Origin of the sequence: Geodermatophilus sabuli (assembly GCF_900215145.1) — a bacterium.
Taxonomy (GTDB): Bacteria; Actinomycetota; Actinomycetes; order Mycobacteriales; family Geodermatophilaceae; genus Geodermatophilus; species Geodermatophilus sabuli.
The window spans coordinates 106017-130898 of the sequence record NZ_OBDO01000002.1 but is presented as its reverse complement, the minus strand read 5'-3'; the positions used below and the strand labels follow the sequence as shown (position 1 = coordinate 130898).

23 protein-coding genes are annotated in these 24882 nt (G+C 73.1%); 5 read left to right on the top strand and 18 right to left on the bottom strand.

The genetic code is table 11. From position 1 onward, the window contains the following. The 5 genes from fbaA to pyrE form a co-directional block, all read right to left on the bottom strand. A complete protein-coding gene (gene fbaA, locus CRP39_RS06170) occupies positions 1 to 1035 on the bottom strand; it encodes a class II fructose-bisphosphate aldolase (RefSeq protein WP_097205377.1) in 1035 nt (344 codons plus the stop codon). Positions 1036 to 1111: 76 nt separating this feature from the next. Then, positions 1112 to 1708, bottom strand: a complete 597-nt coding sequence (locus CRP39_RS06165) for a pentapeptide repeat-containing protein (protein ID WP_097205376.1) — start codon at positions 1706 to 1708, stop codon at positions 1112 to 1114. Continuing rightward, positions 1705 to 3057, bottom strand: a complete 1353-nt coding sequence (locus CRP39_RS06160; RefSeq protein ID WP_097205374.1) for an FAD-dependent oxidoreductase — start codon at positions 3055 to 3057, stop codon at positions 1705 to 1707. Before CRP39_RS06160 ends, CRP39_RS06165 begins: the two co-directional genes overlap by 4 nt. A gap of 4 nt (positions 3058 to 3061) precedes the next feature. Then, a complete protein-coding gene (locus CRP39_RS06155; RefSeq protein WP_097205851.1) occupies positions 3062 to 4459 on the bottom strand; it encodes an FAD-binding oxidoreductase in 1398 nt (465 codons plus the stop codon). A 129-nt stretch (positions 4460 to 4588) separates the two neighbouring features. Further along, on the bottom strand, positions 4589 to 5191 hold the full coding sequence (gene pyrE / locus CRP39_RS06150) for an orotate phosphoribosyltransferase (protein ID WP_097205373.1): 603 nt from the start codon (positions 5189 to 5191) through the stop codon (positions 4589 to 4591). 33 nt (positions 5192 to 5224) lie between these two features. On the opposite strand from pyrE, the gene CRP39_RS06145 reads away from it, so the two are divergent. Next, on the top strand, positions 5225 to 5686 hold the full coding sequence (locus CRP39_RS06145) for a TspO/MBR family protein (protein WP_097205372.1): 462 nt from the start codon (positions 5225 to 5227) through the stop codon (positions 5684 to 5686). A gap of 2 nt (positions 5687 to 5688) precedes the next feature. Here the strand turns inward: CRP39_RS06145 and CRP39_RS06140 are convergent, their stop codons facing one another. The 3 genes from CRP39_RS06140 to clpB form a co-directional block, all read right to left on the bottom strand. Continuing rightward, the gene (locus CRP39_RS06140; RefSeq protein ID WP_216359633.1) at positions 5689 to 6342 is read right to left on the bottom strand and encodes a fasciclin domain-containing protein; all 654 of its coding nucleotides are present in this window, start codon (positions 6340 to 6342) and stop codon (positions 5689 to 5691) included. Positions 6343 to 6454: 112 nt separating this feature from the next. Continuing rightward, entirely contained in the window at positions 6455 to 7150 is a 696-nt protein-coding gene (locus CRP39_RS06135; protein WP_097205369.1) for a hypothetical protein, read from the bottom strand. Positions 7151 to 7334: 184 nt separating this feature from the next. Then, positions 7335 to 9920 (bottom strand): ATP-dependent chaperone ClpB, encoded by a 2586-nt coding sequence (clpB, locus tag CRP39_RS06130; protein ID WP_097205367.1) that lies wholly within the window; start codon positions 9918 to 9920, stop codon positions 7335 to 7337. A gap of 199 nt (positions 9921 to 10119) precedes the next feature. Between clpB and CRP39_RS06125 the strand changes: the two genes are divergently transcribed. After that, positions 10120 to 10563 (top strand): MarR family winged helix-turn-helix transcriptional regulator, encoded by a 444-nt coding sequence (locus CRP39_RS06125; protein WP_097205366.1) that lies wholly within the window; start codon positions 10120 to 10122, stop codon positions 10561 to 10563. Between the two features lie 67 nt (positions 10564 to 10630). Then, positions 10631 to 11068: an OsmC family peroxiredoxin gene (locus CRP39_RS06120; protein WP_097205364.1), complete on the top strand. Its 438-nt coding sequence runs from the start codon at positions 10631 to 10633 to the stop codon at positions 11066 to 11068. 110 nt (positions 11069 to 11178) lie between these two features. On the opposite strand, the gene CRP39_RS06115 is transcribed toward CRP39_RS06120, so the two are convergent. The 8 genes from CRP39_RS06115 to CRP39_RS06080 form a co-directional block, all read right to left on the bottom strand. Next, positions 11179 to 12768, bottom strand: coding sequence for an MDR family MFS transporter (locus CRP39_RS06115; RefSeq protein WP_245853635.1), 1590 nt, complete (start codon positions 12766 to 12768; stop codon positions 11179 to 11181). A 68-nt stretch (positions 12769 to 12836) separates the two neighbouring features. Next, complete coding sequence (locus CRP39_RS06110; RefSeq protein ID WP_097205362.1) at positions 12837 to 13310, bottom strand: MarR family winged helix-turn-helix transcriptional regulator; 474 nt, start codon at positions 13308 to 13310, stop codon at positions 12837 to 12839. A 170-nt stretch (positions 13311 to 13480) separates the two neighbouring features. Next, a complete protein-coding gene (locus tag CRP39_RS06105) occupies positions 13481 to 13975 on the bottom strand; it encodes a MarR family winged helix-turn-helix transcriptional regulator (RefSeq protein WP_172442316.1) in 495 nt (164 codons plus the stop codon). Next, positions 13972 to 14427, bottom strand: a complete 456-nt coding sequence (locus CRP39_RS06100; protein WP_097205361.1) for a heat shock protein transcriptional repressor HspR — start codon at positions 14425 to 14427, stop codon at positions 13972 to 13974. Before CRP39_RS06100 ends, CRP39_RS06105 begins: the two co-directional genes overlap by 4 nt. Next, positions 14424 to 15632: a molecular chaperone DnaJ gene (dnaJ, locus tag CRP39_RS06095; RefSeq protein ID WP_097205359.1), complete on the bottom strand. Its 1209-nt coding sequence runs from the start codon at positions 15630 to 15632 to the stop codon at positions 14424 to 14426. The genes CRP39_RS06100 and dnaJ overlap by 4 nt, the downstream gene beginning before the upstream one ends. A 19-nt stretch (positions 15633 to 15651) precedes the next feature. Further along, entirely contained in the window at positions 15652 to 16377 is a 726-nt protein-coding gene (grpE, locus tag CRP39_RS06090; RefSeq protein WP_097205357.1) for a nucleotide exchange factor GrpE, read from the bottom strand. 28 nt (positions 16378 to 16405) lie between these two features. After that, positions 16406 to 18298: a molecular chaperone DnaK gene (gene dnaK, locus CRP39_RS06085; RefSeq protein ID WP_097205356.1), complete on the bottom strand. Its 1893-nt coding sequence runs from the start codon at positions 18296 to 18298 to the stop codon at positions 16406 to 16408. 287 nt (positions 18299 to 18585) lie between these two features. Beyond that, positions 18586 to 19593 carry a type IV toxin-antitoxin system AbiEi family antitoxin domain-containing protein gene (locus tag CRP39_RS06080; RefSeq protein ID WP_097205355.1) on the bottom strand — a complete coding sequence of 336 codons (1008 nt, stop codon included), beginning with the start codon at positions 19591 to 19593 and terminating at the stop codon, positions 18586 to 18588. Positions 19594 to 19923: 330 nt separating this feature from the next. On the opposite strand from CRP39_RS06080, the gene CRP39_RS06075 reads away from it, so the two are divergent. Next, positions 19924 to 22218: a (Fe-S)-binding protein gene (locus tag CRP39_RS06075; RefSeq protein WP_097205353.1), complete on the top strand. Its 2295-nt coding sequence runs from the start codon at positions 19924 to 19926 to the stop codon at positions 22216 to 22218. 121 nt (positions 22219 to 22339) lie between these two features. Here the strand turns inward: CRP39_RS06075 and CRP39_RS06070 are convergent, their stop codons facing one another. Continuing rightward, a complete protein-coding gene (locus tag CRP39_RS06070) occupies positions 22340 to 22804 on the bottom strand; it encodes a DUF4760 domain-containing protein (RefSeq protein WP_097205352.1) in 465 nt (154 codons plus the stop codon). 112 nt (positions 22805 to 22916) lie between these two features. On the opposite strand from CRP39_RS06070, the gene CRP39_RS06065 reads away from it, so the two are divergent. Then, complete coding sequence (locus tag CRP39_RS06065) at positions 22917 to 24263, top strand: MFS transporter (RefSeq protein ID WP_097205351.1); 1347 nt, start codon at positions 22917 to 22919, stop codon at positions 24261 to 24263. Here the strand turns inward: CRP39_RS06065 and dcd are convergent. Next, entirely contained in the window at positions 24229 to 24819 is a 591-nt protein-coding gene (gene dcd / locus CRP39_RS06060) for a dCTP deaminase (protein ID WP_097205349.1), read from the bottom strand. The two genes, CRP39_RS06065 and dcd, sit on opposite strands and share 35 nt — an antisense overlap. Positions 24820 to 24882 lie beyond the last annotated feature (63 nt).

The following is a 24882-nucleotide window of genomic DNA, read 5'->3' as shown; positions in this document are numbered from 1 at the left end:
TCATGCCCCCGTCGACTGGCCGGCCGACAGCAGGTCCTCGCACGCCTGGACGACACGCGCGGCCATCCCGGTCTCGGCGGCCTTCAGGTAGCTGCGCGGGTCGTAGGCCTTCTTGTTGCCGACCTCGCCGTCGATCTTGAGGACGCCGTCGTAGTTGCTCAACATGTGCCCGGCGATGGGCCGGGTGAAGGCGTACTGGGTGTCGGTGTCGACGTTCATCTTCACCACGCCGTAGGAGAGCGCCTCGCGGATCTCCTCCTGCGCGGAGCCCGAACCGCCGTGGAAGACGAGGTTGAACGGCTTGCTGCCCTCGGCCAGGCCGAACTCCTTGCTGACGACGTCCTGCCCCTGCTTGAGGATCTCGGGGCGGAGCTTGACGTTGCCCGGCTTGTAGACACCGTGCACGTTGCCGAAGGTGGCGGCGAGCAGGTAGACGCCCTTCTCGCCGAGGCCGAGCGCCTTGGCGGTGGCGACGAAGTCGCCCTCGGCGGTGTACAGCTTCTCGTTGATGTCGTGGGCGACGCCGTCCTCCTCGCCGCCGACGACGCCGATCTCGACCTCGAGCACCAGCTTCGCGGCGGCCGACTTCTCGATCAGCTCCTCGGCGATGTGCAGGTTCTCGTCGAGGTCGATCGCCGAGCCGTCCCACATGTGCGACTGGAACAGCGGCGCCTGGCCGGCGTCCACCCGGGCCTTGGACAGGGCGATCAGCGGGCGTACGTAGCCGTCGAGCTTGTCCTTCGGGCAGTGGTCGGTGTGCAGCGCGACGTTGACCGGGTACTTCTCGGCGACGACGTGCGCGAACTCCGCCAGCGCCACCGCGCCGGTGACCATGTCCTTGACGCGGGTGCCCGAGCTGAACTCCGCGCCACCGGTGGAGAACTGGATGATGCCGTCGCTGCCGGCGTCGGCGAAGCCGCGCAGGGCCGCGTTGACCGTCTCGGACGACGTGCAGTTGATCGCCGGGTAGGCGAAGCCGCCCTCCTTGGCCCGGTTGATCATGTCGGCGTAGACCTCAGGGGTCGCGATGGGCATGCGAGGCGCTCCTTGCGTCGGGATCGGCGCTTGCTGCCGGCCAGTATCCCGCCGGGCCGGTTCCCCGCGACACCGGCTACACCCGGTCGGGCTCCACGTGCAGCCCCAGCGCGGTCACCAGGTCGACCGCCTGGACGACGTCGACCCGGGCGCCGGCCAGCTCCACCTCCCGCGGGTCCAGCGCCGACAGGTCGCTGCCCCGCAGGTCGGCACCGGAGAGGTCGGCCCCGTGCCACTCCGCGCCGGAGAGGTCGAGGTCCCGCAGCGTCGCGCCCGGGGCCCGCGCGCCGGTCAGGTCGGCCTCCCGCATGCGGGCGCCGGTGAGCGTCGCCTTCGCCAGGTCCGCCCCCGCCAGGCCGACGAAGGACCAGTCGCCGCCGGTGACGGTGAGCAGGTCGAAGGTGCAGCGCTCGAAGCGGGAGCCGACCAGCTTGCAGCCGGCGAGCGTCGCCTGGAAGAACGAGCAGCCGGTGAACGTGCAGTTCAGGAACGCCGCGTCGGTGTGGCGCGACTGGTTGAACCGGCAGTCGCGGAAGACGCAGTCGGTGAAGACGGCGCCGTCGTCCGTCGTCTCGGACAGGTCGACCCCGCTGAAGGTGACCCCGGCGTGCTCCTGGCCGGACAGGTCGTGGCCGTACCAGTCCGCGCCACGGACCTCGCCCCCGGCGGTCACCCCCGCTCCGCGCGGCTGGCCACCCGGGCGGCGACGAGCACCGGGTCGTGGACCGGCGCGAACGGCGGGGCGTAGGAGAGGTCCGAGCCGGCGAACTCCTCGGCGGTCAGGCCCGCCCAGATGGCGGTGGCCAGGACGTCGATGCGCTTGCCGCTGCCCGGCCCGCCGACGACCTGGGCGCCGAGCAGCTCCCCGGAGCCGCGGTCGCTGACCAGCTTCACCGCGATCTCCGCCGCACCGGGGAAGTAGCCGGCCCTCGTCGTCCCCTCGATCGTCTCGGCGCGGACGTCGTAGCCGGCCGCCTCCGCCTGCGTGGTGCACAGGCCGGTGCGGCCGATCTCCAGCTCCCCGACCGCGGTGAGGGCGGTGCCCAGCACCCCGGCGAAGCGGGCCGCCCGCCCCCCGACGACCGAGCCCACGACCCGGCCCTGCTTGTTGGCGTGGGTACCCAGCGCGACGTGCGCCGGCTCCCCGGTCAGCCGGTGGAACGTCTGCACGCAGTCGCCGGCGGCGAACACCTCCGGGTGCGAGCGGGAGCGCATGGTGCGGTCGACCTCGATCGCCCCGGTCTCCCCCAGCCGCAGGCCGGCGTCGCGGGCCAGCGACACCTCCGGGCCCATGCCCAGCCCGAGGACGACGAGGTCGCACGGGTAGCTGCCGGCGTCGGTGCGCACGGCCCGCACCACCCCGTCGGCGTCGGTCTCGATCTCCCGCACCGGCTGGTCGGGCTGCACGTCGATGCCCATGTCGCCGATGGCCTTGCAGACCCGTTCCCCCATGTCGGCGTCGAGCAGCGCCATGGGCAGCGGGTCGGCGAGGACGACGGTCACCGCCAGGCCGCGGGCGTGCAGCACGTCGGCCATCTCCAGGCCGATGTACCCGCCCCCCAGGACGACGGCGCGGCGGGCGCCGGCGGCGACGGCGGCCCGGATGTCGGCGCCGTCGGCCAGCCGGTGCACCCCGTGCACGCCGTCGGCGTCCAGCCCCGGCACCGGCGGGCGCAACGGGCGGCCGCCGGTGGCCACGAGCAGGTGGTCGTAGCCCAGCGTCTGCCCGTCGACGGTGCGCACCGTGCCGGCGTCGAGGTCGATCGCCTCGGCCCGCGTGCCGGTGCGGACGTCGATGTCCTGGGCGGCGAACTCGTGCGGGGTGCGGGCGATCAGCCGGTCCCGGTCGGAGACCACGTCGCCGACCCAGTAGGGGATGCCGCAGGCGGAGTAGGAGACGTCCGGCCCCTGCTCGAGCACGGTGATGGCCAGGTCGGAGGCGCCGCGCAGCCGCCGGGTCTGCGCCGCGGCGGACATGCCCGCGGCGTCCCCGCCGATGACCAGGAAGCGGTCTGCACCCATGGGGTCAGCGTGTCAGGCGGCGCAGCACCTTGCCGGGGTTGAGCAGGCCCTGCGGGTCCAGCGCGGCCTTGATCGATCGGTGCACCTCCAGCGACACCGGGCCGATCTCCCGCTCCAGCCAGTCGACCTTGATGGCGCCGACGCCGTGCTCGCCGGTGATCGTGCCGCCGAGGGACAGGCCGAGTTCGAGGATGTCGTCGAACGCCGCGAACGCCCGGTCCCGCTGGTCGGCGTCCGTGGGGTCGAAGCAGATCGTGGGGTGCATGTTGCCGTCGCCGGCGTGCCCGACGACCCCGATGGTCAGCCCGCGCTCGGCGGCGATGGTGTCGCAGCCGTCGAGGAACTGGGCGATCCGGGAGCGGGGGACGGCGACGTCGTCGATGAGCGTGCTGCCCAGCCGCTCCAGCGCCGGCAACGCCATCCGGCGGGCGGCGAGCAGCAGGTCGCCCTCGGCGGGGTCCTCGGTCGTGTGCACGAGGTCGGCGCCGGCCTCGCGGCACAGCTGCGCCAGCGCCTCGATCTCGCGGGCCGCGGCCTCTCCCCCGGCGTCGGACTGGGCGACCAGCAGGGCGTGCGCGCCACGGTCCAGGTCGGCGTGCAGCAGGTCGTCGACGGCGCAGATGCAGGTGTTGTCCATGACCTCCAGCAGGCTGGGCACCAGCCCACTGGTGACCACCCGCTCGACGACCTGCCCGGTCTGGGCGGTGGTGGCGAAGGTGGCCACGAGGGTGACCGGCCGCTGCGGCGCCGGGCGCAGGGCGAGCGTCGCCTCGGTGATGACGCCGAGGGTGCCCTCGGAGCCGACGAACAGCCGGGCCAGGTCGTAGCCGGCGACGCCCTTCACCGTGCGCCGGCCGGTCCGCAGCACCCGCCCGTCGGCGAGCACGACCTCCAGGCCCAGCACGTAGTCGGTGGTGACGCCGTACTTGACGCAGCACAGCCCACCGGAGTTGGTGGACAGGTTGCCGCCGATCGTGCACCAGTCGTAGCTGGAGGGGTCCGGCGGGTAGAACAGGCCGGACCCGGCGACCGCGTCGCGCAGCGCCTTGTTCACGACGCCGGGCTGGACGACGGCCAGCCGGTCGGCCGGGGACACCTCCAGGACGGCGTCCATCCGGGTCATGACCAGCGTGATCGCGCCGTCGACGGCGTTGCTCGCCCCGGCCAGCCCGGAGCCGGCGCCGCGGGGCACCACCGGGATCCCGTGCCGCGAGGCGACCCGCATGACCGCGACGACGTCGGCCGTGCTGCGGGGGAGGACGACGGCCGCCGGCGTCCCCGCCTCGGCGAGCATCGCCTGGTCACGGGAGTAGGCCGCGGTGACGTCGGGGTCGGTCAGGACGTTGTCGGCACCGAGGGCATCGGCCAGCTCGGCCACCCACGCCGTCGTCACGGTGGTCACCGTCACACCGTACGGCCTCGCCGGGCGGCGCTCGATGATCAGGTCACCTGGTCATCGAGCGTCCTCGCTCACGGCCGACGGTGATCCAGGACGCGCTGGGACCAGGTCACCTGATCCCAGCGGCGCCGCTCAATCGAGGCCGAGGTCGGCGAGGGTGAAGGCGGCGCGGTACTCCAGGCCGGCCTCCTCGACCGCGGCGCGCCCGCCCCGGTCGACGATGACGGCGACCGCGATCGGCTCCGCGCCGGCCTCCTGCAGGGCCTCGACGGCGGTCAGCGGGCTGGAGCCGGTGGTGGACACGTCCTCGACCACCAGCACGCTGCGCCCGGCGACGTCCGGTCCCTCGATCCGCCGCTGCAGCCCGTGTGCCTTGCCCGCCTTGCGGACGACGCAGGCGTCGAGGAAACCCTCCCCCGCGGCGGCCGCGTGCAGCATCGCCGTGGCGACCGGGTCGGCGCCCAGGGTGAGCCCGCCGACGACGTCGTAGCGCAGGTCGCCGGTCAGCTGCCGCATCACCCGCCCGACCAGGGGCGCGCCCTCGTGGTGCAGGGTCAGCCGGCGCATGTCGATGTACCAGTCGGCCTCGCGCCCCGACGAGAGCGTCACCCGGCCGTGCACCACCGCGAGCTCGACGATCAACTCCAGCAGGCGGTTCCGATCAGGGTGGGCGGCCCCGTCCCGGGGGCCCGCCCCGAGGGACGAGGGGCGGGCGGGGACAGGGTCCTCTCTCATGCGCCCGACCCTACTGAGGGCCACGATGCGGCCATGCCCGTCTCCCGCACCCGTCTCGCCGCCGCCGCGGGACCACTGGCCGCCGCCGTCCTCGGTGGGCTGGCCACCGACCCCGACAGCCGGTGGTTCCGCCGCCTCGACAAGCCCGCCTGGTACCCGCCGCCGCAGACCTTCGGCATCGTCTGGACCGGCCTGTACGCCGGGACGGCGTGGGCCGCCGGGGAGGTGCTCGACCGCCTGGGGGACCGGGGCCGGCCCTTCGCCCGCGCCTACGCGCTCAACCTGGCCCTCAACACCGCTTGGACCCCGCTGTTCTTCCGGGCCCACCGGCCGTGGCTGGCCGCCGCCGAGGCCGCCGTCCTCACCGCCTCGACGGTGGACCTGGTCCGCCGCGCGTCGACGGTGAGCGGCCCGGCCGCCGCGGTGCTCGCGCCCTACGCCGCGTGGACGGCGTTCGCGACCGCCCTGACGACCGCGATCGCCCGCCGCAACTGACCTCAGTCGGCCGGTGGGGTGAGCACCTGGTCGATGAGGTAGACGGTCGCGTTCGCCGTCTGCACGTTGCCGCAGACCACCGTGGCGCCGGTGGCGCCGACGAGCGTCTGGTCGGCGGTGATCATGAACGACTCCCCCGAGCCCTCGACCGTGACCTGGCCGCCGCTGAGCGTGGTGTGCGTGCCGGCGAGCTCGTCCGGGCCCAGCCGGCCGGGGACCACGTGGTGGGTGATCAGCTCGGTCAGCCGCGGGGTGTCGGCCAGCAGCGGGTCCAGCATCTCGGCCGGCACCGCCTCGTAGGCCTGGTTCACCGGCGCGAGAACGGTGAGGTCCTCGGTCGTGTTGAGCGAGTCGACGAGGGTCGCCATGTGCAGGGTGACCATGAGGTTGGACAGCACCGGGTTGTTGGACACAGCGGTGGCCAGCAGGTCGTCGGCCATGCCGGCGAGGCTGCCCTCGCCCTCGGGGGGCAGCGCCCCGCAGCCGGCACCGAACGGGCCCGTGGCCACGGGGGCCTCCGCGGCGGTGGTGGCGGCCGCCGACCCGGGCTGTGCTGCCGAGCCCTCCGCGGAGTCGCCGGAGCCGCAGCCGGCCAGCAGGACGACCAGCGCCGTCGCAGCGGCGAGCAGTGCGCTGCGGGCGGGGGTGCGCGTCACGGGATGGAGCTCCTTCGGGTCGGGCGCGGCCATTCTCCCCGGGCCGTCTCCGGCCCCGGGCGAGGCCCGGCCGGCACCCCGATCGGTGGTGGGATGCCGGCCGGGCCGGCGGTCAGCGCAGGCCCGCGGCGCGGCGCCAGCCCATGGTCCGGTACCACTCGCTCGACGACCGCCGGGCCAGCAGCACGACGCCGACGATCAGCAGCAGCATCTGGCAGACCGAGAGGGCGGAGAGGAAGCCGGTGGTCGGCTGGGTCAGCGCGGTCAGGCCGCCGATGATCCCGAACGCACCGAGGACCAACAGGACGATCCGCGCCCAGTTGCGCCCGTTCCAGGCGAACCAGATGAACAACGCCTGGAGCGCCACGATCAGCAGGCCGAGGACGGCGCTCACGGTGATGACGGCCTGGAGGGCGTCCTCCGAGACCGTGACCCCCTGCCGCGCCAGCTCGGCGTCGAGCAGGCTGTCCATGCTCGAGAACGTGATGATCGACCCGACCAGGCCGAGGACGAGGTTCGCGATGAAGGCGCCGATGCCGAAACGGACCGCGTCCGGGCGCGGCGGGGCCTCCTGCGGCGCGTGCCCGGGGGCCGACGGCGCCGGCGCGTAGCCGTACTGCCCCGGCGGTTGCTGCCAGCCCTGCTGCGGCGGCGGCGCCTGCCACCCCTGCTGGGGTGGCGCCTGCCAGCCCTGCTGAGGCGGGGGCTGCCAGCCCTGCTGGGGCTCCTGAGCGCCCCACCCACCCTGACCGCCCTGCTGAGGCTCCTGAGCGCCCCACCCACCCTGACCGCCCTGACCTGACGTCATCTGCGCGCTCCTGTCCTCGTCCCCCGGTCTCGGCGCAGATGGTCGTCCACGGCCGGGGCGGGAGCCAGGAGCCGGGACGTTTCGAGACCGGATCGGTAGGGACCGGACCCCACCCGAGGACGCCGTCGGGCCCGCCGTCCGGGGAGGACGGCGGGCCCGACGGCGTGGGGAGAGGAGCCCTGGCTCAGCCGCGGCGGACGATCAGGCCCTCGACGGCGAGGTCGTCCGGCGCGTCGACGACGACCTCGTCGCCGTCCCGGATGTCACCGGCCAGGAGCGCCTTGGCGAGCTGGTCGCCGATCGCCGACTGCACGAGCCGGCGCAGGGGCCGCGCACCGTAGACGGGGTCGAAGCCGTTGATCGCCAGCCACTCCCGCGCCGCGTCGGTCACCTCCAGGGTGAGCCGCCGCGCGGCCAGCCGCCGGGCCAGGACGCCGACCTGGATGTCGACGATGCCGGCCAGCTCGTCGCTGCCCAGTGCGTGGAAGACCACGACGTCGTCGAGCCGGTTGAGGAACTCCGGCTTGAAGTGCTGCCGGACCACCTCCATGACCGCGTTCCGGCGCCGCTCCTCCTCGACCGACTGGTCGGCGATCAGGTGCGAGCCGAGGTTCGACGTCAGGATCAGGATGGTGTTCCGGAAGTCGACGGTGCGGCCCTGGCCGTCGGTCAGCCGGCCGTCGTCGAGCACCTGCAGCAGCACGTCGAAGACGTCCTGGTGTGCCTTCTCCACCTCGTCGAACAGCACGACCGTGTAGGGCCGCCGCCGCACGGCCTCGGTGAGCTGGCCACCGGACTCGTACCCGACGTAGCCGGGCGGGGCGCCGACCAGCCGCGCGACCGAGTGCTTCTCGGAGTACTCGCTCATGTCGATGCGGACCATCGCCCGCTCGTCGTCGAACAGGAACTCCGCCAGCGCCTTGGCCAGCTCGGTCTTGCCGACGCCGGTGGGGCCGAGGAACAGGAACGAGCCGGTCGGCCGGTTCGGGTCGGCCACGCCGGACCGCGCCCGGCGGACGGCGTCGGACACGGCACGCACGGCGTCGGGCTGGCCGACGACCCGCCGGCCGAGCTCGTCCTCCATCCGCAGCAGCTTCTGGGTCTCGCCCTCGAGCAGCCGGCCGGCCGGGATGCCGGTCCAGGCCTGCACGACCTCGGCGATGTCGTCCGGGCCGACCTCCTCCTTGAGCATGGAGTCGCCGCCGGCCACCGAGGCCTCGGCCTCGGCCAGCGCCTTCTCCAGCTGCGGCAGCCGGCCGTAGCGCAGCTCGGCGACGTGCGCGAGCTCCCCGTCCCGCTCGGCGCGCTCGGCCTCCAGGCGGGCCCGCTCCAGCTCCTCCTTGATCTGCTGGATGCGGACGATCGCGCCCTTGTCCTGCTGCCAGCGGGCGGTCAGCTCGTCGAGCTGCTGGCGCTTGTCGGCGAGGTCGGCGCGCAGCGCCGCCAGCCGCTCCACGGACGACGGGTCGTCCTCCTTGGCCAGCGCCATCTCCTCGATCTCCAGCCGGCGGACGGCGCGCTCGACCTCGTCGACCTCGACCGGACGGCTGTCGATCTCCATGCGCAGCCGGCTGGCCGCCTCGTCGACCAGGTCGATCGCCTTGTCCGGCAGGAACCGGGCCGTGACGTACCGGTCGGACAGGGCGGCGGCGGCGACGATCGCGGCGTCGGTGATGCGGACACCGTGGTGCACCTCGTAGCGCTCCTTGAGGCCACGCAGGATCCCGATGGTGTCCTCGACGCTGGGCTCGCCGACGAAGACCTGCTGGAAGCGCCGCTCGAGGGCGGGGTCCTTCTCGATGTGCTCGCGGTACTCGTCCAGCGTCGTCGCGCCGACCATGCGCAGCTCCCCCCGGGCGAGCATCGGCTTGATCATGTTGCCGGCGTCCATCGCGGAGTCGCCGGTCGCACCCGCGCCGACGATGGTGTGCAACTCGTCGATGAACGTGACGACCTGGCCCTCGGCCTCGGTGATCTCCTGCAGGACGGCCTTGAGCCGCTCCTCGAACTCACCGCGGTACTTCGCGCCGGCCACCATCGACCCCAGGTCCAGGGCCATGAGCCGCTTGCCCTTGAGGCTCTCGGGGACGTCGCCGGCGACGATCCGCTGGGCCAGGCCCTCGACGATCGCCGTCTTGCCGACGCCGGGCTCGCCGATGAGCACCGGGTTGTTCTTGGTGCGCCGGGACAGCACCTGCACGACCCGGCGGATCTCGGTGTCGCGGCCGACGACCGGGTCGATCTTGCCCTCGCGGGCACGCTCGGTGAGGTCGACGGCGTACTTCTCCAGCGCCTGGAAGGTGCTCTCCGGGTCGGCGTTGGTCACCTTGCGGTTGCCGCGCACGGTGCGGAAGGCGGCCAGCAGCGCGTCCCGGGTCGCGCCGGCGCTGCCCAGCACCGTCGCGGCCTCGCCGTCGGAACTCGCCAGGCCGACCAGCAGGTGCTCGGTGGAGACGTACTCGTCCCCGAGCGCACTGGCCTGCTCCCCGGCGGCATTGAGCACCCGCAGCAGCTCGCGGGACGGCGAGGGGGCGGGGACGGTGGCACCGCTGACGCTGGGCATCCGCCGCAGCGCCGCCTCGGCCTTGGCGCGGACGTCGGAGACGTCGGCGCCCACGGCCTTGAGCAGGGGGCCGGCGATGCCGTCGGTCTGCTCCAGCAGGGCGACGAGCAGGTGCAGCGGCTCGAGGGCCGCCTGGCCACGGTCGACCGCCAGCCGCTGGGCGGCCGCGATCGCCTCCTGCGAACGGGTGGTGAGCTTGCTCTGCATGGTCTGTGAGGAGGTCCTCTCCGCGTGGGCCGGGGACTCCGGCCGTGGTTCTCGTCCCGTCCAACGCGGACGGGGTTGAGTCTGTTCCACTCAACCTGGCTGCGCCCCTCCGGTGCAAGTACCGCAGGTCCTCCCCCGGCCGGGTCGATCAGGAGCAACTCCCCGTGGCGCCCGGACGCGGCGGCCTAGACTCCTGGGGATGACGCGTCTGCCGGCACCGAGCGCGGTCCTCGAGGACCAACTCTGCTTCGCGCTCTACGCCGCCTCCCGGGCGATGACGGCGCGCTACCGCCCCCTGCTCGACGCGATCGGCCTCACCTACCCGCAGTACCTCGTGATGATGCTGCTCTGGGAGTCCGACAACCAGACCGTCGGCCAGCTCGGGGCGCGGCTGTCCCTGGACAGCGGCACGCTCTCCCCGCTGCTCAAGCGGCTCACCTCCGCCGGTCTGGTCACCCGGCACCGCCGGGTCGAGGACGAGCGTTCGGTGTCCATCTCCCTGACCGATGCCGGCCGCGCGCTGCGCGACAAGGCCGATTCCATCTCCGGCGAGATCATCTGCGCCCTCGACCTGGACCGCCAGGAGTTCGCCGACCTCAAGGCGAAGCTGCAACTGGTCACCGAGCGGGTCGGCGGGCACTGACCCCCGGGCGGTTGCGCGCGACCGCCCGGGTAGGCGAGCGTGGTGCGCAGCCAACCGAGGAGGTCGCATGCCCACCCGCAGCGCTCGCACCGCCTGGAACGGGACCCTCATGGAGGGGTCCGGCCAGGTCGAGCTCTCCAGCTCCAAGATCGGCACGTACGAGGTGTCGTTCCCCAAGCGCACGGCCGAGGACGCCGGCGGCACCACCAGCCCCGAGGAACTGATCGCCGCCGCCCACTCGGCCTGTTTCGCGATGGCGCTGTCCAGCGAGATCGGCAAGGCCGGGGGCACTCCGCAGGCGCTCGAGGTGTCCGCCGACGTCACCCTCGGCCAGAAGGACGGCGCGCCCACCATCACCACGATCACGCTCACCGTCCGCGGCGAGGTCGACGGCCTCGACGCCGCCGGCTTCGACAAGGCCGCCCAGGCGGCGAAGGTCGGCTGCCCGGTGAGCAAGGCCCTGGCCGGCGTCGACATCACCCTGGACGCCGCGCTCGACAGCTGAGACGACGACGGCGGCCCGCTCCCGGGTGGGAGCGGGCCGCCGTGGCCCAGCAGCGTCCCGCCGCGGCCCCGTCCCGAGCGGGCGGAGGGCCGGGAGGACGGGGCTCCTGGTCACCTCCCGGCGCGCAGGCGCTCCTCGCCGCTCTCGGTGCTCAGGGCGACCTCGCGGATGAAGACGATCACGGCCACCGCGACCACGGCCAGCACCGCGGAGATCGCGAAGATCCGCCCGGTGGCGTCGCCGTAGGACACCTCGATCAGCGTCCGGATCGCCGGTGGCGCGTCGGCCAGGTCGGCCAGCCCCACGTCGCCGGACGCCGCGGCCTGCTCGGCACCCGGGACGCCGGCCAGCCCTTCGGCGATCAGGTCGCCGACCCGGCTGCTGAGCACCGCACCCAGGACCGAGACCCCGATCGTGCCGCCGAGGCTGCGGAAGAACGCCACCGCAGAGCTCGCCGCTCCCAGGTCACGGGCGGCGACGGTGTTCTGCACCGCCAGCACCAGGTTCTGCATGGTCATGCCGATGCCGACGCCCAGGACGAAGAGGAAGACGCCGAGCAGGGCCATGTTCGTCTCGTGGTCGATCGTCGACAGCAGCCCGAAGCCGACCACCACGAGCACCGATCCGGCGACCAGGTAGGCCTTCCACCGGCCGAAGCGGGTGATGAGGATGCCGGAGACGGTGGAGGAGATGAGCAGGCCGCCGACCATCGGGATGGTGAGCAGGCCGGCCGCCGTCGGGGAGTAGCCGCGGGAGATCTGCAGGTACTGGCCCAGGAAGACCGATGACCCGAACATCGCGACGCCGATCGCGATGCTGGCGACGATGGCCAGCGTCGTCGTCCGGTCGCGGAACAGCCGCAGCGGCACGATCGGCTCGGGGTGCCGCAGCTCGGTGACGACGAACGCCACGATGGCCAGGACACCGCCGGTGACGAACAGCACGGTCTCCACCGACCACCAGGCGAACGTGCCGCCGGCCAGCGTCACCCAGATGAGCAGCGTCGAGACACCGGCGGTCAGGAAGGTCGCGCCGAGGTAGTCGATGCGCACCTTCCGCTTGGTGACCGGCAGGTGCAGCGTGCGCTGCAGCAGGACCAGCGCGACGACGGCGAACGGGACGCCGACGTAGAACACCGAGCGCCAGCCCAGCCAGCTGGTGTCCACGAGGACGCCGCCGATGAGCGGGCCGCCGACCGTGGCCACGGCCATGACCGCGCCGATGAGGCCGGAGTACCGGCCCCGCTCCCGGGGGCTGATCATCGCGGCCATCGCGATCTGCATGAGCGCCTGGATGCCACCGAGGCCGAGGCCCTGGAGCACCCGCCAGGCGATGAGGCTGTCCACCGACTGGGACAGGCCGGCGAGCATCGAGCCGACGATGAAGATGACGATCGAGATCTGGATCAGCAGCTTCTTGCTGAACAGGTCCGCGAACTTGCCCCAGACAGGCGTCGACGCGGTCGAGGCCAGCAGGGTCGCGGTGACCACCCAGGTGTACTGCCCCTGGGTGCCGCGCAGCTCGGTGATGATCGTGGGCAGCGCGTTGGAGACGACGGTCGAGGACAGGAAGGCCACGAACATCGCCAGCAACATGCCGGACAGCGCCGAGAGGATCTGCCGGTGCGTCATCCCGCCCTGCTGCTCGACGGGGGCGACGTCGACGGCCGCCGCGACGCGGGGTTCGAGGGTGCTGGTCACAGTGCTCCTGGACGGTTCAGGTCGGGAAGAGGTGGGCGAGAGGGAGCCGGGTGAGCCGGCGGGACCGCTCACGAGGCGGTCCGGGAGGCGCCTGCGGCGGCGGAGGCGTCCAGGTCTGTGGCGAGGCGCTCGAGCAGGTCGCTGAGCCGGCGGGCGTCGGACTCGTCCCAGCCCGCCAGCGCGGTCTGCGCCCACTCCGCGCGCAGGGCGCGGGTCCCGGCGAGGGCGGCCGCGCCGGCCTCGGTCAGGTACATGAGGCTGGCCCGGCCGTCGTCCGGGTCGGCACGGCGCGCCACGTACCCGGAGCGCTCGAGGACGGCCAGCTGGCGGCTGGCCACGGAGACGTCCACGCCGGCCCGCGCGGCCAGGGCACTGCAGCGCTGTTCGCCGTCCTGCTGGAGCGGCACGAGCAGCGCCCAGCCGTAGGACGGCAGGTCCCCGTAGAGGGCGTCGGCGGCGCGGACGCTGAGGTGGCGGCCGCTGCGGACGATGCGAGCCACGCCGGCGGTCAGCCGGTCGCGGGTCTGGGGGGTGATGGGCACGGGGCTCCTCGCCACGATGTTGCTTGTAGACCGCAACCATACAGTCGGTTGGTTGCGGTCTGCAACTGTTGTGACGCAGCGAACCCCCCGCCCAGGACGCAGGTGTCTGGCGGGGTACCGCGCGCGGCGGCGAGACGCGCCGGCCTGCCGGCGTGCCCGCCCGCCGCTGCTCAGCGGCGGGACGCGCCCTCTCCGGCGTCGGCGACGACGTCGGCGTCGCGGGCCTCACCGAGGCGGTTGAGCCGGCCGAGGAGGTCGCCCAGGACCGCGACGTCCTCCACCGGCCAGTCGGCGAGGTCGGCCTCCCAGCGGGCCCGGCGGGCGTCGCGGATGCGCGAGAGCCGGGCGGCGCCCTCGGCCGAGGTGCGCAGCACCTGGGCGCGGCCGTCGGCGGGGTCTGGCTCCCGGGTGACCAGGCCGAGGTCGACGAGGGAGCCGATCTGCCGGCTCACCGTGCTCTTGTCCAGGCCGAGCCGGGCGACCAGGTCGCTGGCGCGTAGCGGACCGGCGTCCTCCAGGAGGACCAGCAGGCCGTAGGCCGAGCCGTCCAGGTCGGGGTGCAGCTCGCGGGAGAGCCGGGCCGACATCGCGCGGGACCGGCGCAGCAGCAGCGCGATCTCCCGCTCCACGTGCACGATCGCCTCGCGCACGCCGGCGTCGCTCACCGCTGCCGCCCGGGACGCCAGACGACCAGCGCCGAGGTGGCGGGCCGCAGCGGCACGAGGTCACGGCCGTAGCCGGCCCGCAACGCCGACTCGGCCGCGATCCGCCGGGTCTCGGACACCTCCAGCTCGCTCAGCAGCTCCTGCACCCGCTGCTGCAGCGCCTCCACCTGCGACTCGAGGTCGATGATCCGCTTGATGCCGGCCAGGTTGACGCCGTCCTCCTGCGAGAGGCGCTGGACCTCCCGCAGCAGGGCGACGTCGCGCGGGCTGTACCGCCGGCCGCCCCCGGGCGTGCGCCCGGGACTCACCAGGCCCAGCCGGTCGTACTGGCGCAGGGTCTGCGCGTGCATGCCCGCGAGCTCGGCGGCCACCGAGATGACGAAGACCGGGGCGTCCTCGGCGACCGCCCGCCCGACGTCCCGCCGCTCGCGGCCCTCGGCTGCGGTGGTCACTTCGTACCGCCCTGGACGGCGGCGGTGATCCGCGGCCGCGGGTCCCCGAGCTCGGCGTCGAGCACCTTGACCGCCTCCTCGGCGGCGGCGCTGAGTCGCTTGGGGACCGCGACCTCGACGGTCACCAGCAGGTCACCGGCGCGGCCCTTGCCCGGCACGCCGCGTCCGCGCACGCGCAGCGTCTGGCCGCTGGCCGTGCCCGCCGGCACCTTGAGGGAGACGTTGCCGTGCAGCGTCGGGACGGTCAGCGTCGTCCCGAGGGCCGCCTCCGCGTAGGTGATCGGCACGGTGAGGGTGAGGTCGTTGCCCTTGCGGCCGTACAGCTCGTGATCGGAGACGTGGACGACGACGTACAGGTCACCGGCCGGGCCACCGCGCCGACCCGGCGCACCCTTGCCCGCGAGCCGGATGCGCTGGCCGTCCTTGACCCCGGCGGGGATCCGGACGGTGATGGTGCGGGTCTGCGTGGTCACCCCGTTGCCGGCACAGGTGGGGCACGGGTCGTCGACCACCTGGCCGGTGCCACGGCAGTTGCGGCACGGCTCGGAGAAGGCGAACGCCCCCTGGCTGCGGCTGGTGACGCCGGCCCCCTGGCACACCGGGCAGGTGTGCGGCGAGGTGCCGGGCTTGGCGCCGCTGCCGTGGCAGGTCGGGCAGGTCCCCGGGCTCTGCATGCGCAGCGGCACCGTGACGCCGAGGACGGCCTCGTCGAAGGAGAGCGTCGCCTCGGTCTCGACGTCCTGCCCGCGGGCGGGGCCCGACGCCGCCTGGCTGCGCGCCCGCGCGGAGCCGCCTCCCCCACCGCCGCCGAACAGGCCGCCGAAGAGGTCGCCGAGCCCGCCGGCACCGGCGCGGCCGGCACCGCCGGCCGCGCCGAACAGGTCGCCGAGGTCGAACGGCGTGCTGCCGCCGGCACCACCACCCGGGAAGCCCCCGGGGAAGCCGGCGCGGGCCCCGGCACCCCCGGACCCGAACAGGCGGCGGGCCTCGTCGTACTCGGCCCGTCGCTTGGTGTCCGACAGGACGTCGTAGGCCTCCGAGACCTCCTTGAACCGGGTCTCGGCCTCCACGTTGCCCGGGTTCTTGTCCGGGTGGAGGTCGCGCGCCAGCTGGCGGTAGGCCTTCTTGATCGCCGCCGCGTCGGCGTCCTGGGCGACGCCGAGAGCGGCGTAGTAGTCCTTCTCGATGAAGTCCCGGGTGCTCATCGGGCGCCCCCTCTCTGGCTCAGTCGGACGCCGGGGCGCCGTCGCCCGGCGGTGTCGCGGCCTCGACGACCGCACCGTCGGCCGACGTCGCCGGGCCCTCCGGGTCGGTGACCGCCACCATCGCCGTCCGCAGCACGCGCTCGCCGCGGCGGAAACCCTGCCGCAGGACGGTCGTGGCGGTCGGCACCTGCACCTCGCCCGAGGTGTCGTGCATGACGGCCTCGTGCAGGGAGGGGTCGAACGGGTCCCCGGCCACGCCGAAGGCCTCCACGCCCAGGCCGTCGAGCAGGCCCAGGACACGGTCCGCGACCAGCTTGAAGGCGCCGGTCAGGTCGCCGTGGTCGCGCGCCCGCTCGATGTCGTCGACGATCGGGAACAACTGGGCCGCGAACCGCTCGGCGGCCTGGTCGACCACGAGCTGACGGTCCCGGTCCACCCGGCGGCGGTAGTTGGCGTACTCCGCGGTGACCCGCTGGAGGTCGTCGGTCCGCTCCGCCAGCTGGGCTCTCACGTCGTCGTCCCCCGGGGCCGGCTGCTGCTCGGCGACGGTCTCGTGCTCGCTCATCTGCTCCCCTTGCGCCGGCCAGCTCTCCGCTGGGCCCGGCGCGGTCCGGTCCGGAACGTCTGCGCCCGTGCGGGCGCCGGCCGGCTGCTCACCGGCCGGCTCCCGCACGGTGCCGCTGATCGGGTCGATCCGCCGCTTGTCGCGGATGATGACCCGCGGCTCCTCGTCCCTCTGTGTCACGGTCGACCTCCGCAAGCGTCGGCCGATGTCACCGGCGGTCGTTGTCCTCGTCGACGATCTCGGCGTCGACGACGTCGTCGTCGCCCGTCGTCGTACCGGACGCACCGGCCTCACCGGGGGTTCCCGCACCGGCACCGGCACCGGCACCCGCGGCACCGGCACCCGCGGCGCCCGCCTCGGCCTGCTGGGCGTACAGCGCCCCACCGACCTCCTGCGAGACGCGGGCCACCTTCTCCTGCGCCGCCTTGATCGCCGCGATGTCGGAGCCACCGAGCGCCGAGCGCAGCTCGGTGAGGGCCTCACCGAGCTCCTCCTTCTTCTCGGCCGGGATCTTCTCCCCGTTCTCGGCCAGGAACTTCTCGGTCTGGTACTGCAGCGACTCGGCGAGGTTGCGGGTCTCGGCCTCCTCGCGGCGGCGCTTGTCCTCCTCCGCGTGCGCCTCGGCGTCCTTCATCATCCGCTCGATGTCGTCCTTCGGGAGCGCCGAGCCGCCGGTGATGGTCATCGACTGCTCCTTGCCCGTGCCGAGGTCCTTGGCGGTGACGTGCACGATGCCGTTGGCGTCGATGTCGAAGGCCACCTCGATCTGCGGGACGCCGCGCGGCGCCGGGGGCAGGCCGGTCAGCTCGAACATGCCGAGCTTCTTGTTGTAGGCGGCCATCTCGCGCTCGCCCTGGAACACCTGGATCTGCACGGACGGCTGGTTGTCGTCGGCCGTCGTGAAGATCTCCGAGCGCTTGGTCGGGATCGTGGTGTTGCGCTCGATGAGCTTGGTCATGATCCCGCCCTTGGTCTCGATGCCCAGGGACAGCGGGGTGACGTCGAGCAGCAGGACGTCCTTGACCTCGCCGCGGAGGACACCGGCCTGCAGCGCGGCACCGATGGCGACGACCTCGTCGGGGTTGACGCCCTTGTTGGGCTCCTTGCCGCCGGTCAGCTCGCGGACGAGGTCGGTGACGGCCGGCATGCGGGTGGAGCCACCGACGAGGACGACATGGTCGATCTGGCCGACGGAGATGCCGGCGTCCCGGACGACCTGGTTGAACGGCGCGCGGGCCCGCTCGAGCAGGTCCTGGGTCATCCGCTGGAACTCGGCGCGGGTGATCGTCACGTCCAGGTGCAGCGGGCCCTCGGCGCCGGCGGTGATGTAGGGCAGGTTCACGTTCGTCGACTGCGCGCCGGACAGCTCGATCTTGGCCTTCTCGGCGGCCTCACGGAGGCGCTGCATGGCCAGCTTGTCCTTGGACAGGTCGATGCCGTTGGAGGCGTTGAACGTCTTGACCAGGTGGTCGACGACCTTCTGGTCCCAGTCGTCGCCACCGAGGTGGTTGTCACCGGCGGTGGCCTTCACCTCGATGACGCCCTCGCCGATCTCCAGCAGGGAGACGTCGAAGGTGCCACCACCGAGGTCGAAGACGAGGATCGTCTGCTCGGTCTCGCCCTTGTCCAGGCCGTAGGCGAGCGCGGCGGCCGTCGGCTCGTTGACGATGCGCAGGACGTTGAGGCCCGCGATCTCACCGGCCTCCTTGGTGGCCTGGCGCTGCGCGTCCTCGAAGTAGGCCGGGACGGTGATGACCGCGTCGGTCACCGGCTCGCCCAGGTAGGTCTCGGCGTCCCGCTTGAGCTTCTGCAGGATGCGCGCGGAGATCTCCTGCGGCGTGTACTTCTTGCCGTCGATCTCGTTGGACTTCCAGTCGGTGCCCATGTGCCGCTTGACGGAGCGGATGGTGCGGTCGACGTTGGTGACCGCCTGGTTCTTCGCCGACTGGCCGACGAGGACCTCGCCGTTCTTCGCGAACGCGACGACCGACGGGGTGGTGCGCGAACCCTCGGAGTTGGCGATGACCGTCGGCTCGCCGCCCTCCAGGACGGTGACGACGGAGTTGGTGGTGCCGAGGTCGATACCGACCGCTCGAGCCATGGAGATGGCCTCTCTTCCGTGTGTACCGGGTGGTGCTGAACCGTCTGCAGGAGTTGGGTGCCCATCTTGCGCGGGGTCCACTCAACTTTCCTGCCCACCCTAACGGCAGCCCCGACGGAACTGTTCCCGGGGTGCGTTCCGAGCCCGCCCCCACGTCCGGGTGGCCGCCCCGCTCCTGCCGGGTGGTCGCCCGCCATGCCGCAAGATCAGCGAGGCTGATCGTGCGGCGTCCTGGCTCAGCGCACACCTCGAGCCAGGACGCCGCACGGCGAGCCAGGAAGGCGGGGTCAGGCGGCTCCGGCCTGACCCGAGCCCGGCTCCGGCGTCCGGACCACCGTGAACCGGCGTGGCCCCGCCAGGCGCCGGGCCAGCAACTCGCGCAGCCGCGCGGTGACGAGTCGGCCGCCAGCCGTGACGTCGTCCTGGGCGACGCGGACGACTCGGACGTCGAGATCCCGGATCCGGTCCTCCCTGCGCTTCTCGAGCCAGAGCACCTCACCCGGCGCGCGCCCACCTCGCGGCTCGAGGTACTTCACCCGCCCGTCGAACTCGACGGCGACGGCGGCTTCCTCGTACCAGGCATCGACCCGTGCCACGAAGCCTCGCGCGTCGTGCAGCTCGACCTGCAACTCGGGACGCGGCAGCCCATTGCCCAGGAGCACGAGACGACCTCGGGACTCGAGCGGGGACTCACTGCGCCCGTCCGCCAGGTGGACGGCGCGCGCGGCGGCGCCGACACCTGGCCGGTGCCGCGCACCCAGGACGCCCGCCACCAAGAGCGCACGGTTGACACGCCGGCTCTGCAGCGCCTCGTCGATCGCCACGACCGCATCGACCAGCGCCCACTCCCGAGCGCAGTCGACGAGGGTGCGCGCCGGCGTCGTCACGGAGAAGGCCGCCAACCGAAGGACGTCGTCGGCCGGGAGGGACGCCCGCGCCACGCGGTAGCCGCGCCCCTCACGCCACTGGGCCTCGTCGGTGAGTCGGACGTCCTCCCCTGCCGCTGCCGGGACGAGCATGCGGTGGACGCGCGCCGCTGAGCTGTGACTGAGCACTGGACCCGACCCGAGCGACAGGACCACCGCGACGCTCTCCACCAGGTGCCTCGATCGGACGTCGTCGCGAACCGTTGCCCACCGCCCGGCGTCCACGTACACACCCCGGCGCAGGCGGTGCCACCGGCCGGAACCGAGCGCGCTGCGGATCTCGTCCGGGCGATACCCGGCGCGGCGCGCCTCGGCAGCGGTGAACACGCCGAAACGGCGGTCGGCGAGCGTCTCGAGGGCGGGGTGCATCGCGGCAGCATCGAGCCTCCCGGATGCACCTCGGAGTGCACCCTGTGGACCCGTCGCCGGAGTCCACAGACAGTCGGCACTCCTGGCTCAGGTCAGGGCGTCCTGGCTCGTCGCGGACGGCGAGCCAGGACACGTTGTGACCCACCCAGCTGATCGTGCGGCCACGGGCGCCACGGAGGGGGGCGGGCGGCCCGCACCGGGGGTTACCGACGAGTAGCGTCCGCGTCCGGCGGCTATCGTGCGACGCGTGCGGGCGTGGCGCCCGCGGCGGTCCGTCGCCGGCGGGCGGGGGATCAACCGACGCCGTCAGGCGTGTGCGGGAGGAAGAACATGACGGGCCCGTTGCAGATCGTCCTGGGGACGATCAGCGTGCTGTTCCTGGTCGTGGCGTCCGTGATGGCCTACCGGGCGGTGCGCGCGATGGTCCGGATCATCCGGACCGGTCAGCCCGACGGCACCCGCTTCGGCCCGGCGAAGACCCGGCTGAAGACGCTGCTGGTCGAGTCCCTCGGCCACACCCGGATGCTCAAGTGGTCGACGATCGGTGTGGCCCACTGGTTCGTCTTCGTCGGGTTCTACGGCCTGTTCCTCACCCTGGTCGAAGCCTTCGGTGAGGTCTGGAACCCGGCCTTCCACCTGCCGCTGATCGGCGAGTGGGGCCTGTGGAACCTCTTCGCCGACGTCATCGGCGCCGGGACGATCCTCGGGATCATCTACCTGATCATCCGGCGCCAGCGGGACCACCCGCGCCGGCAGGGCCGCACGAGCCGCTTCGCCGGCACGAACGAGGGCCGCGGCTACTTCGTCGAGGCCGTCGTCCTGACCGTCGGCGTCTGCATCCTGCTGATCCGCGCGCTGAAGGTCTCCTCCGGCCTGACCGACGCACCCGCCTGGTCGCACCCGGTCTCCGGCGCCGTGGCGAACCTGTTGCCCGACAGCCCAGACCTGCTCTCGCTCGTCGCGTTCGTCAAGATCGTCGTCTCGCTGGTCTGGCTGGTCGTCATCAGCCGGATCCTGAACATGGGCGTCGCCTGGCACCGGTTCAGCGCCTTCTTCAACATCTACTTCAAGCGTGAGGACGACGGCGGCGTCGCGCTGGGCCCGCTGCAGCCGATGACCTCCGGGGGCGTGCCGATCGACTTCGAGGACCCCGACGAGGACGCCGTCTTCGGTCGCGGCAAGATCGAGGACTTCACCTGGAAGGGGATGCTGGACTTCACCACCTGCACCGAGTGCGGGCGGTGCCAGAGCCAGTGCCCGGCGTGGAACACGGGCAAGCCGCTCAGCCCCAAGATGGTGATCATGGACCTCCGCGACCACCTGTACGCGAAGGCCCCGTACCTGCTCGGCGAGCGGACCGCGTCCGAGACCGCCCCCGACTACGACGTCCTGAAGCCCAGCGACGAGCAGGTCTGGGCGTCGGGCTACGCGCGCATCGAGGGCACCAACGACGCCCAGGCGCACCGCCCGCTGGTGGGCACGCTCGAGGAGGGCGGGGTCATCGACCCCGACGTCCTGTGGAGCTGCACCAACTGCGGCGCCTGCGTCGAGCAGTGCCCGGTCGACATCGAGCACGTCGACCACATCGACGACATGCGCCGCTACCAGGTGCTCATCGAGTCCAACTTCCCCTCCGAGGCCGGCGTGATGCTGCGCAACCTGGAGAACCGGGGCAACCCGTGGGGCGTCCAGGCCAGCACCCGCGAGGACTGGATCAAGGAGATGGACTTCGAGGTCCGGATGGCCGACGGCCCGCTGGACTACGACGTCGAGTACCTGTTCTGGGTCGGCTGCGCCGGCGCCATCGACGACCGCGCGAAGAAGGTCACCAAGGCCGTCGCCGAGCTGCTGCACACCGCCGGCGTGGAGTTCGCCGTCCTCGGCTCCGGGGAGACCTGCTCCGGCGACCCGGCCCGCCGCATGGGCAACGAGTTCGTCTTCCAGCAGCTGGCCATGGAGAACGTGGAGACGCTCAACGGCGTCTTCGAGGGGCGCGTCCCCGGGATGCGCAAGATCGTCACCACCTGCCCGCACTGCTTCAACTCACTCGGCCGCGAGTACCCGCAGGTCGGCGGCGACTACGAGGTCGTGCACCACACGCAGCTGCTCAACCAGCTGGTGGAGGGGGGCCGGCTGACCCCGGTCACCCCGGTCGACCGCAAGGTCACCTACCACGACCCGTGCTTCCTCGGCCGGCACAACAAGGTCTACACGCCGCCGCGGGAGATCCTCGACTCCGTCCAGGGTCTGTCCACCCAGGAGATGCACCGCTGCAAGGACCGCGGCTTCTGCTGCGGCGCCGGCGGCGCCCGCATGTGGATGGAGGAGAAGATCGGCAAGCGGATCAACATGGAGCGCACCGAGGAGGCCCTCGACCTCGACCCGGACGTCATCTCCACCGCGTGCCCGTTCTGCATCACGATGCTCAGTGACGCGCTGACCACCAAGAAGCAGAACGGCGAGGCCGGGGAGCACGTCGAGGTCCTCGACGTCAGCCAGATCCTGCTGCGCTCGCTCGCCCCGGTCGGCGCCCCGGGCACCGAGTCGGGCGCGGACGTCGGCACGAAGGCCGACGACGTGGCGGGCCTGGACTCGGCCAGCACGGAGCACGGCCCGCAGAGCTGACCTGCACCGCTCCAGACACGACGGCGCGCGTTCCCCTCGGGGAGCCCGCGCCGTCGTCGTCTCCCGGGGGCCGGGATGGCGGGCCGCCGACCGCGCCGTCCCCGCGACCACGCCGCAGGCGTCACCGCTCCCCCGCCCGGGCCGCCAGCCACTCGAAGCCATGCCACAGCCCCGGGTCCTGGCGGCGGGCCCGCTCCCACGCCACGAAATCCGCCGTCACCGACCAGGTGCGCGCAATGTTGGCGCCCCACCCCTCGAGCAGGACGTCCGCGGGCACGAGGTCCCGCCGGGCGAGCAGTCCGGCGGCGGACCAGGTCGAGCAGACGTGGCGCGCCGCGTCGACCTCCGCCGGAGTCCAGTTGCCGGCGTCGGGGTCGGACGAGCCGGTCCGCGCGACTGCCGCGTACAGGGTCCGCCCGTCGGCTCGCGCCGTCTCGCTCTGCAGGAAGGTCCACAGCTGGAGGACGTTCGCCCCGCCGCCCCCGTGGCGCGCCAGCCGTACCTGCTTGGCTGCGAACAGAAGCGCGGCGGCCCCGACGACCAGGGCCACGGTCTGGATGAGGTTGGCCCATGCAGCACTCGACATGCGCGCCGATCCTCCTCGGCGGGTCCGGGCGGCCGGGCACGGGGAGGCCGATGGTTGCATGGGCTAACCACCCGGCGGAACCTCGTCCCGGTCGGAGGGGGACCATCGTCCGGTGACACGCAGCACCGCGCCGGCTCCCCCCGCCACCCCGACCGCCGCGGGGCACCGCCGCGGGCTGCTGCTCATCGGGACGGCGATCGTCCTGACCGGCTTCAACCTGCGCACCGCGGTCAACAGCATCGGGCCGGTGCTGGAGGAGATCGAGCGGGGCCTGGGCATCTCCAGCGGGATGGCCGGGCTGATCACCACCATGCCGGTGCTGTGCTTCGCCGCCATCGGCTTCGCCGGACCACCGCTGGCCGCCCGCTTCCGCGACGGGCACGTGCTGGCCGGCGCGCTGATCGCGATGGCCGCCGGCCTGGTGGTACGGGCTCTGGCCGGCACCTTCTGGCTGTTCCTCGTCGGCACGGTGCTGGCGATGGTCGGCGGCGCGCTGGGCAACGTGCTGCTGCCCAGCCTGGTCAAGCGCTACTTCCCGAGCCGGACGGGGCTGCTGGTCGGCGCCTACAGCATGTCGATGGCCGGCGGCGGCGCGATCGCCTCCATCTCCGCGGCGCCGATCGCTGCCGCCGCCGGGGCCGACGGCTGGCGCTGGGCGCTGGGCTGCTGGGCGGTGCCCGCGCTGCTGGCCGCGCTGCCCTGGCTGGCCGTGCCGGCCCGCCCGGGCGCGTCCCGGGACGCCGCCCGCGACGCCCGCGCCGCGGTGCGGATGCGCTCCCTCGTGCGCAGCCCGATGGCCGTGGCGCTGGCGGTCTTCTTCGGGGCCCAGTCGATGCAGGCCTACGTCCTCCTCGGGTGGACGGCGCAGTACCTGCGGGACTCCGGCCTGAGCGCGGCGACCGCCGGCCTGCTGCTCGGCATCAACACCATCGTGGTCATCCCGCTCAACGCGATCATCCCGGTGCTCACGGTCCGGCAGCACCTGCAGCGGCCCCTGCTCGCCGGCTTCGGGGTCTGCTACGTCGCCGGCTGGGTGGGCCTCTGGCTCGCCCCGCGCACCGTGCCGTGGTTGTGGATGAGCCTGCTCGCCCTCGGCATGGGCACCTTCGCCATGGTGCTCACGCTGATCGGGCTGCGGGCCCGGACCGCGGAGACGACGGCCGCACTGTCCACCGTCGTCCAGGGGTGGGGGTACCTGCTCGCCGGGGCCGGGCCGCTGCTGGTCGGCGTCCTGCGGGGCAGCACCGGCGGCTACACCGGCATGTTCGTCGTCGTGCTCACCGGGGTGGCCGTGCTCATGGTCACCGGCTGGTTCGTCTCCCGGCCGCGTTTCGTCGACGACGAGGTGCCGGGCTGGTCATCGGCCGCCCACCACGGCGACGTCGTGGAGGTGGCCGGGGCCGAGCCGCCGGTCACCGTCCACGTCACGGAGCCGGACGGCGGGTCTCGGCGCGGGTGAAGTTGCGGAACGACCGGGACGGCGTGGGGCCGCGCTGGTCCTGGTAGCGGGAGCCGTAGACCGCGGAGCCGTACGGGTGCTCGGCCGGGCTGGTCAGCCGGAACAGGCACAGCTGGCCGATCTTCATGCCCGGCCACAGCGTGATCGGCAGGTTGGCCACGTTGGACAGCTCCAGCGTGATGTGGCCGCTGAACCCCGGGTCGACGAAGCCGGCCGTGGAGTGGGTGAGCAGCCCGAGCCGGCCCAGTGAGCTCTTGCCCTCCAGGCGGGCGGCGAGGTCGTCGGGGATGGTCACCACCTCGAGCGTCGAGCCGAGGACGAACTCCCCCGGGTGCAGGACGAACGGCTCGTCACCGTCGGGCTCGACCAGCGTGGTCAGGTCGTCCTGCTGCTGCGCGGGGTCGATGTGGGTGTACCGGGCGTTGTTGAAGACACGGAAGAACCGGTCCAGCCGGACGTCGATGCTCGAGGGCTGCACCAGCCCCTCGTCATAGGGCTCGATGCCGAGCCGCCCCTCGGCGATGGCGGCCGCGATGTCGCGGTCGGACAGCAGCATGCGCCGGAGTCTAGGGAGGCCCGCCCTCACCCTCCCGGGCGAACCGGAACCGCGCGGTCCCCA

Excerpts from the sequence above, each read along its gene's own strand:
- fbaA (WP_097205377.1), bottom strand. The coding sequence starts at position 1,035 with ATGCCCATCGCGACCCCTGAGGTCTACGCCGACATGATCAACCGGGCC.
- CRP39_RS06160 (WP_097205374.1), bottom strand. The coding sequence starts at position 3,057 with ATGGGTGCAGACCGCTTCCTGGTCATCGGCGGGGACGCCGCGGGCATG.
- pyrE (WP_097205373.1), bottom strand. The coding sequence starts at position 5,191 with ATGAGAGAGGACCCTGTCCCCGCCCGCCCCTCGTCCCTCGGGGCGGGC.
- CRP39_RS06145 (WP_097205372.1), top strand. The coding sequence starts at position 5,225 with ATGCCCGTCTCCCGCACCCGTCTCGCCGCCGCCGCGGGACCACTGGCC.
- CRP39_RS06135 (WP_097205369.1), bottom strand. The coding sequence starts at position 7,150 with ATGACGTCAGGTCAGGGCGGTCAGGGTGGGTGGGGCGCTCAGGAGCCT.
- clpB (WP_097205367.1), bottom strand. The coding sequence starts at position 9,920 with ATGCAGAGCAAGCTCACCACCCGTTCGCAGGAGGCGATCGCGGCCGCC.
- CRP39_RS06125 (WP_097205366.1), top strand. The coding sequence starts at position 10,120 with ATGACGCGTCTGCCGGCACCGAGCGCGGTCCTCGAGGACCAACTCTGC.
- CRP39_RS06120 (WP_097205364.1), top strand. The coding sequence starts at position 10,631 with ATGCCCACCCGCAGCGCTCGCACCGCCTGGAACGGGACCCTCATGGAG.
- dnaJ (WP_097205359.1), bottom strand. The coding sequence starts at position 15,632 with ATGAGCACCCGGGACTTCATCGAGAAGGACTACTACGCCGCTCTCGGC.
- dnaK (WP_097205356.1), bottom strand. The coding sequence starts at position 18,298 with ATGGCTCGAGCGGTCGGTATCGACCTCGGCACCACCAACTCCGTCGTC.
- CRP39_RS06080 (WP_097205355.1), bottom strand. The coding sequence starts at position 19,593 with ATGCACCCCGCCCTCGAGACGCTCGCCGACCGCCGTTTCGGCGTGTTC.
- CRP39_RS06075 (WP_097205353.1), top strand. The coding sequence starts at position 19,924 with ATGACGGGCCCGTTGCAGATCGTCCTGGGGACGATCAGCGTGCTGTTC.
- CRP39_RS06070 (WP_097205352.1), bottom strand. The coding sequence starts at position 22,804 with ATGTCGAGTGCTGCATGGGCCAACCTCATCCAGACCGTGGCCCTGGTC.
- dcd (WP_097205349.1), bottom strand. The coding sequence starts at position 24,819 with ATGCTGCTGTCCGACCGCGACATCGCGGCCGCCATCGCCGAGGGGCGG.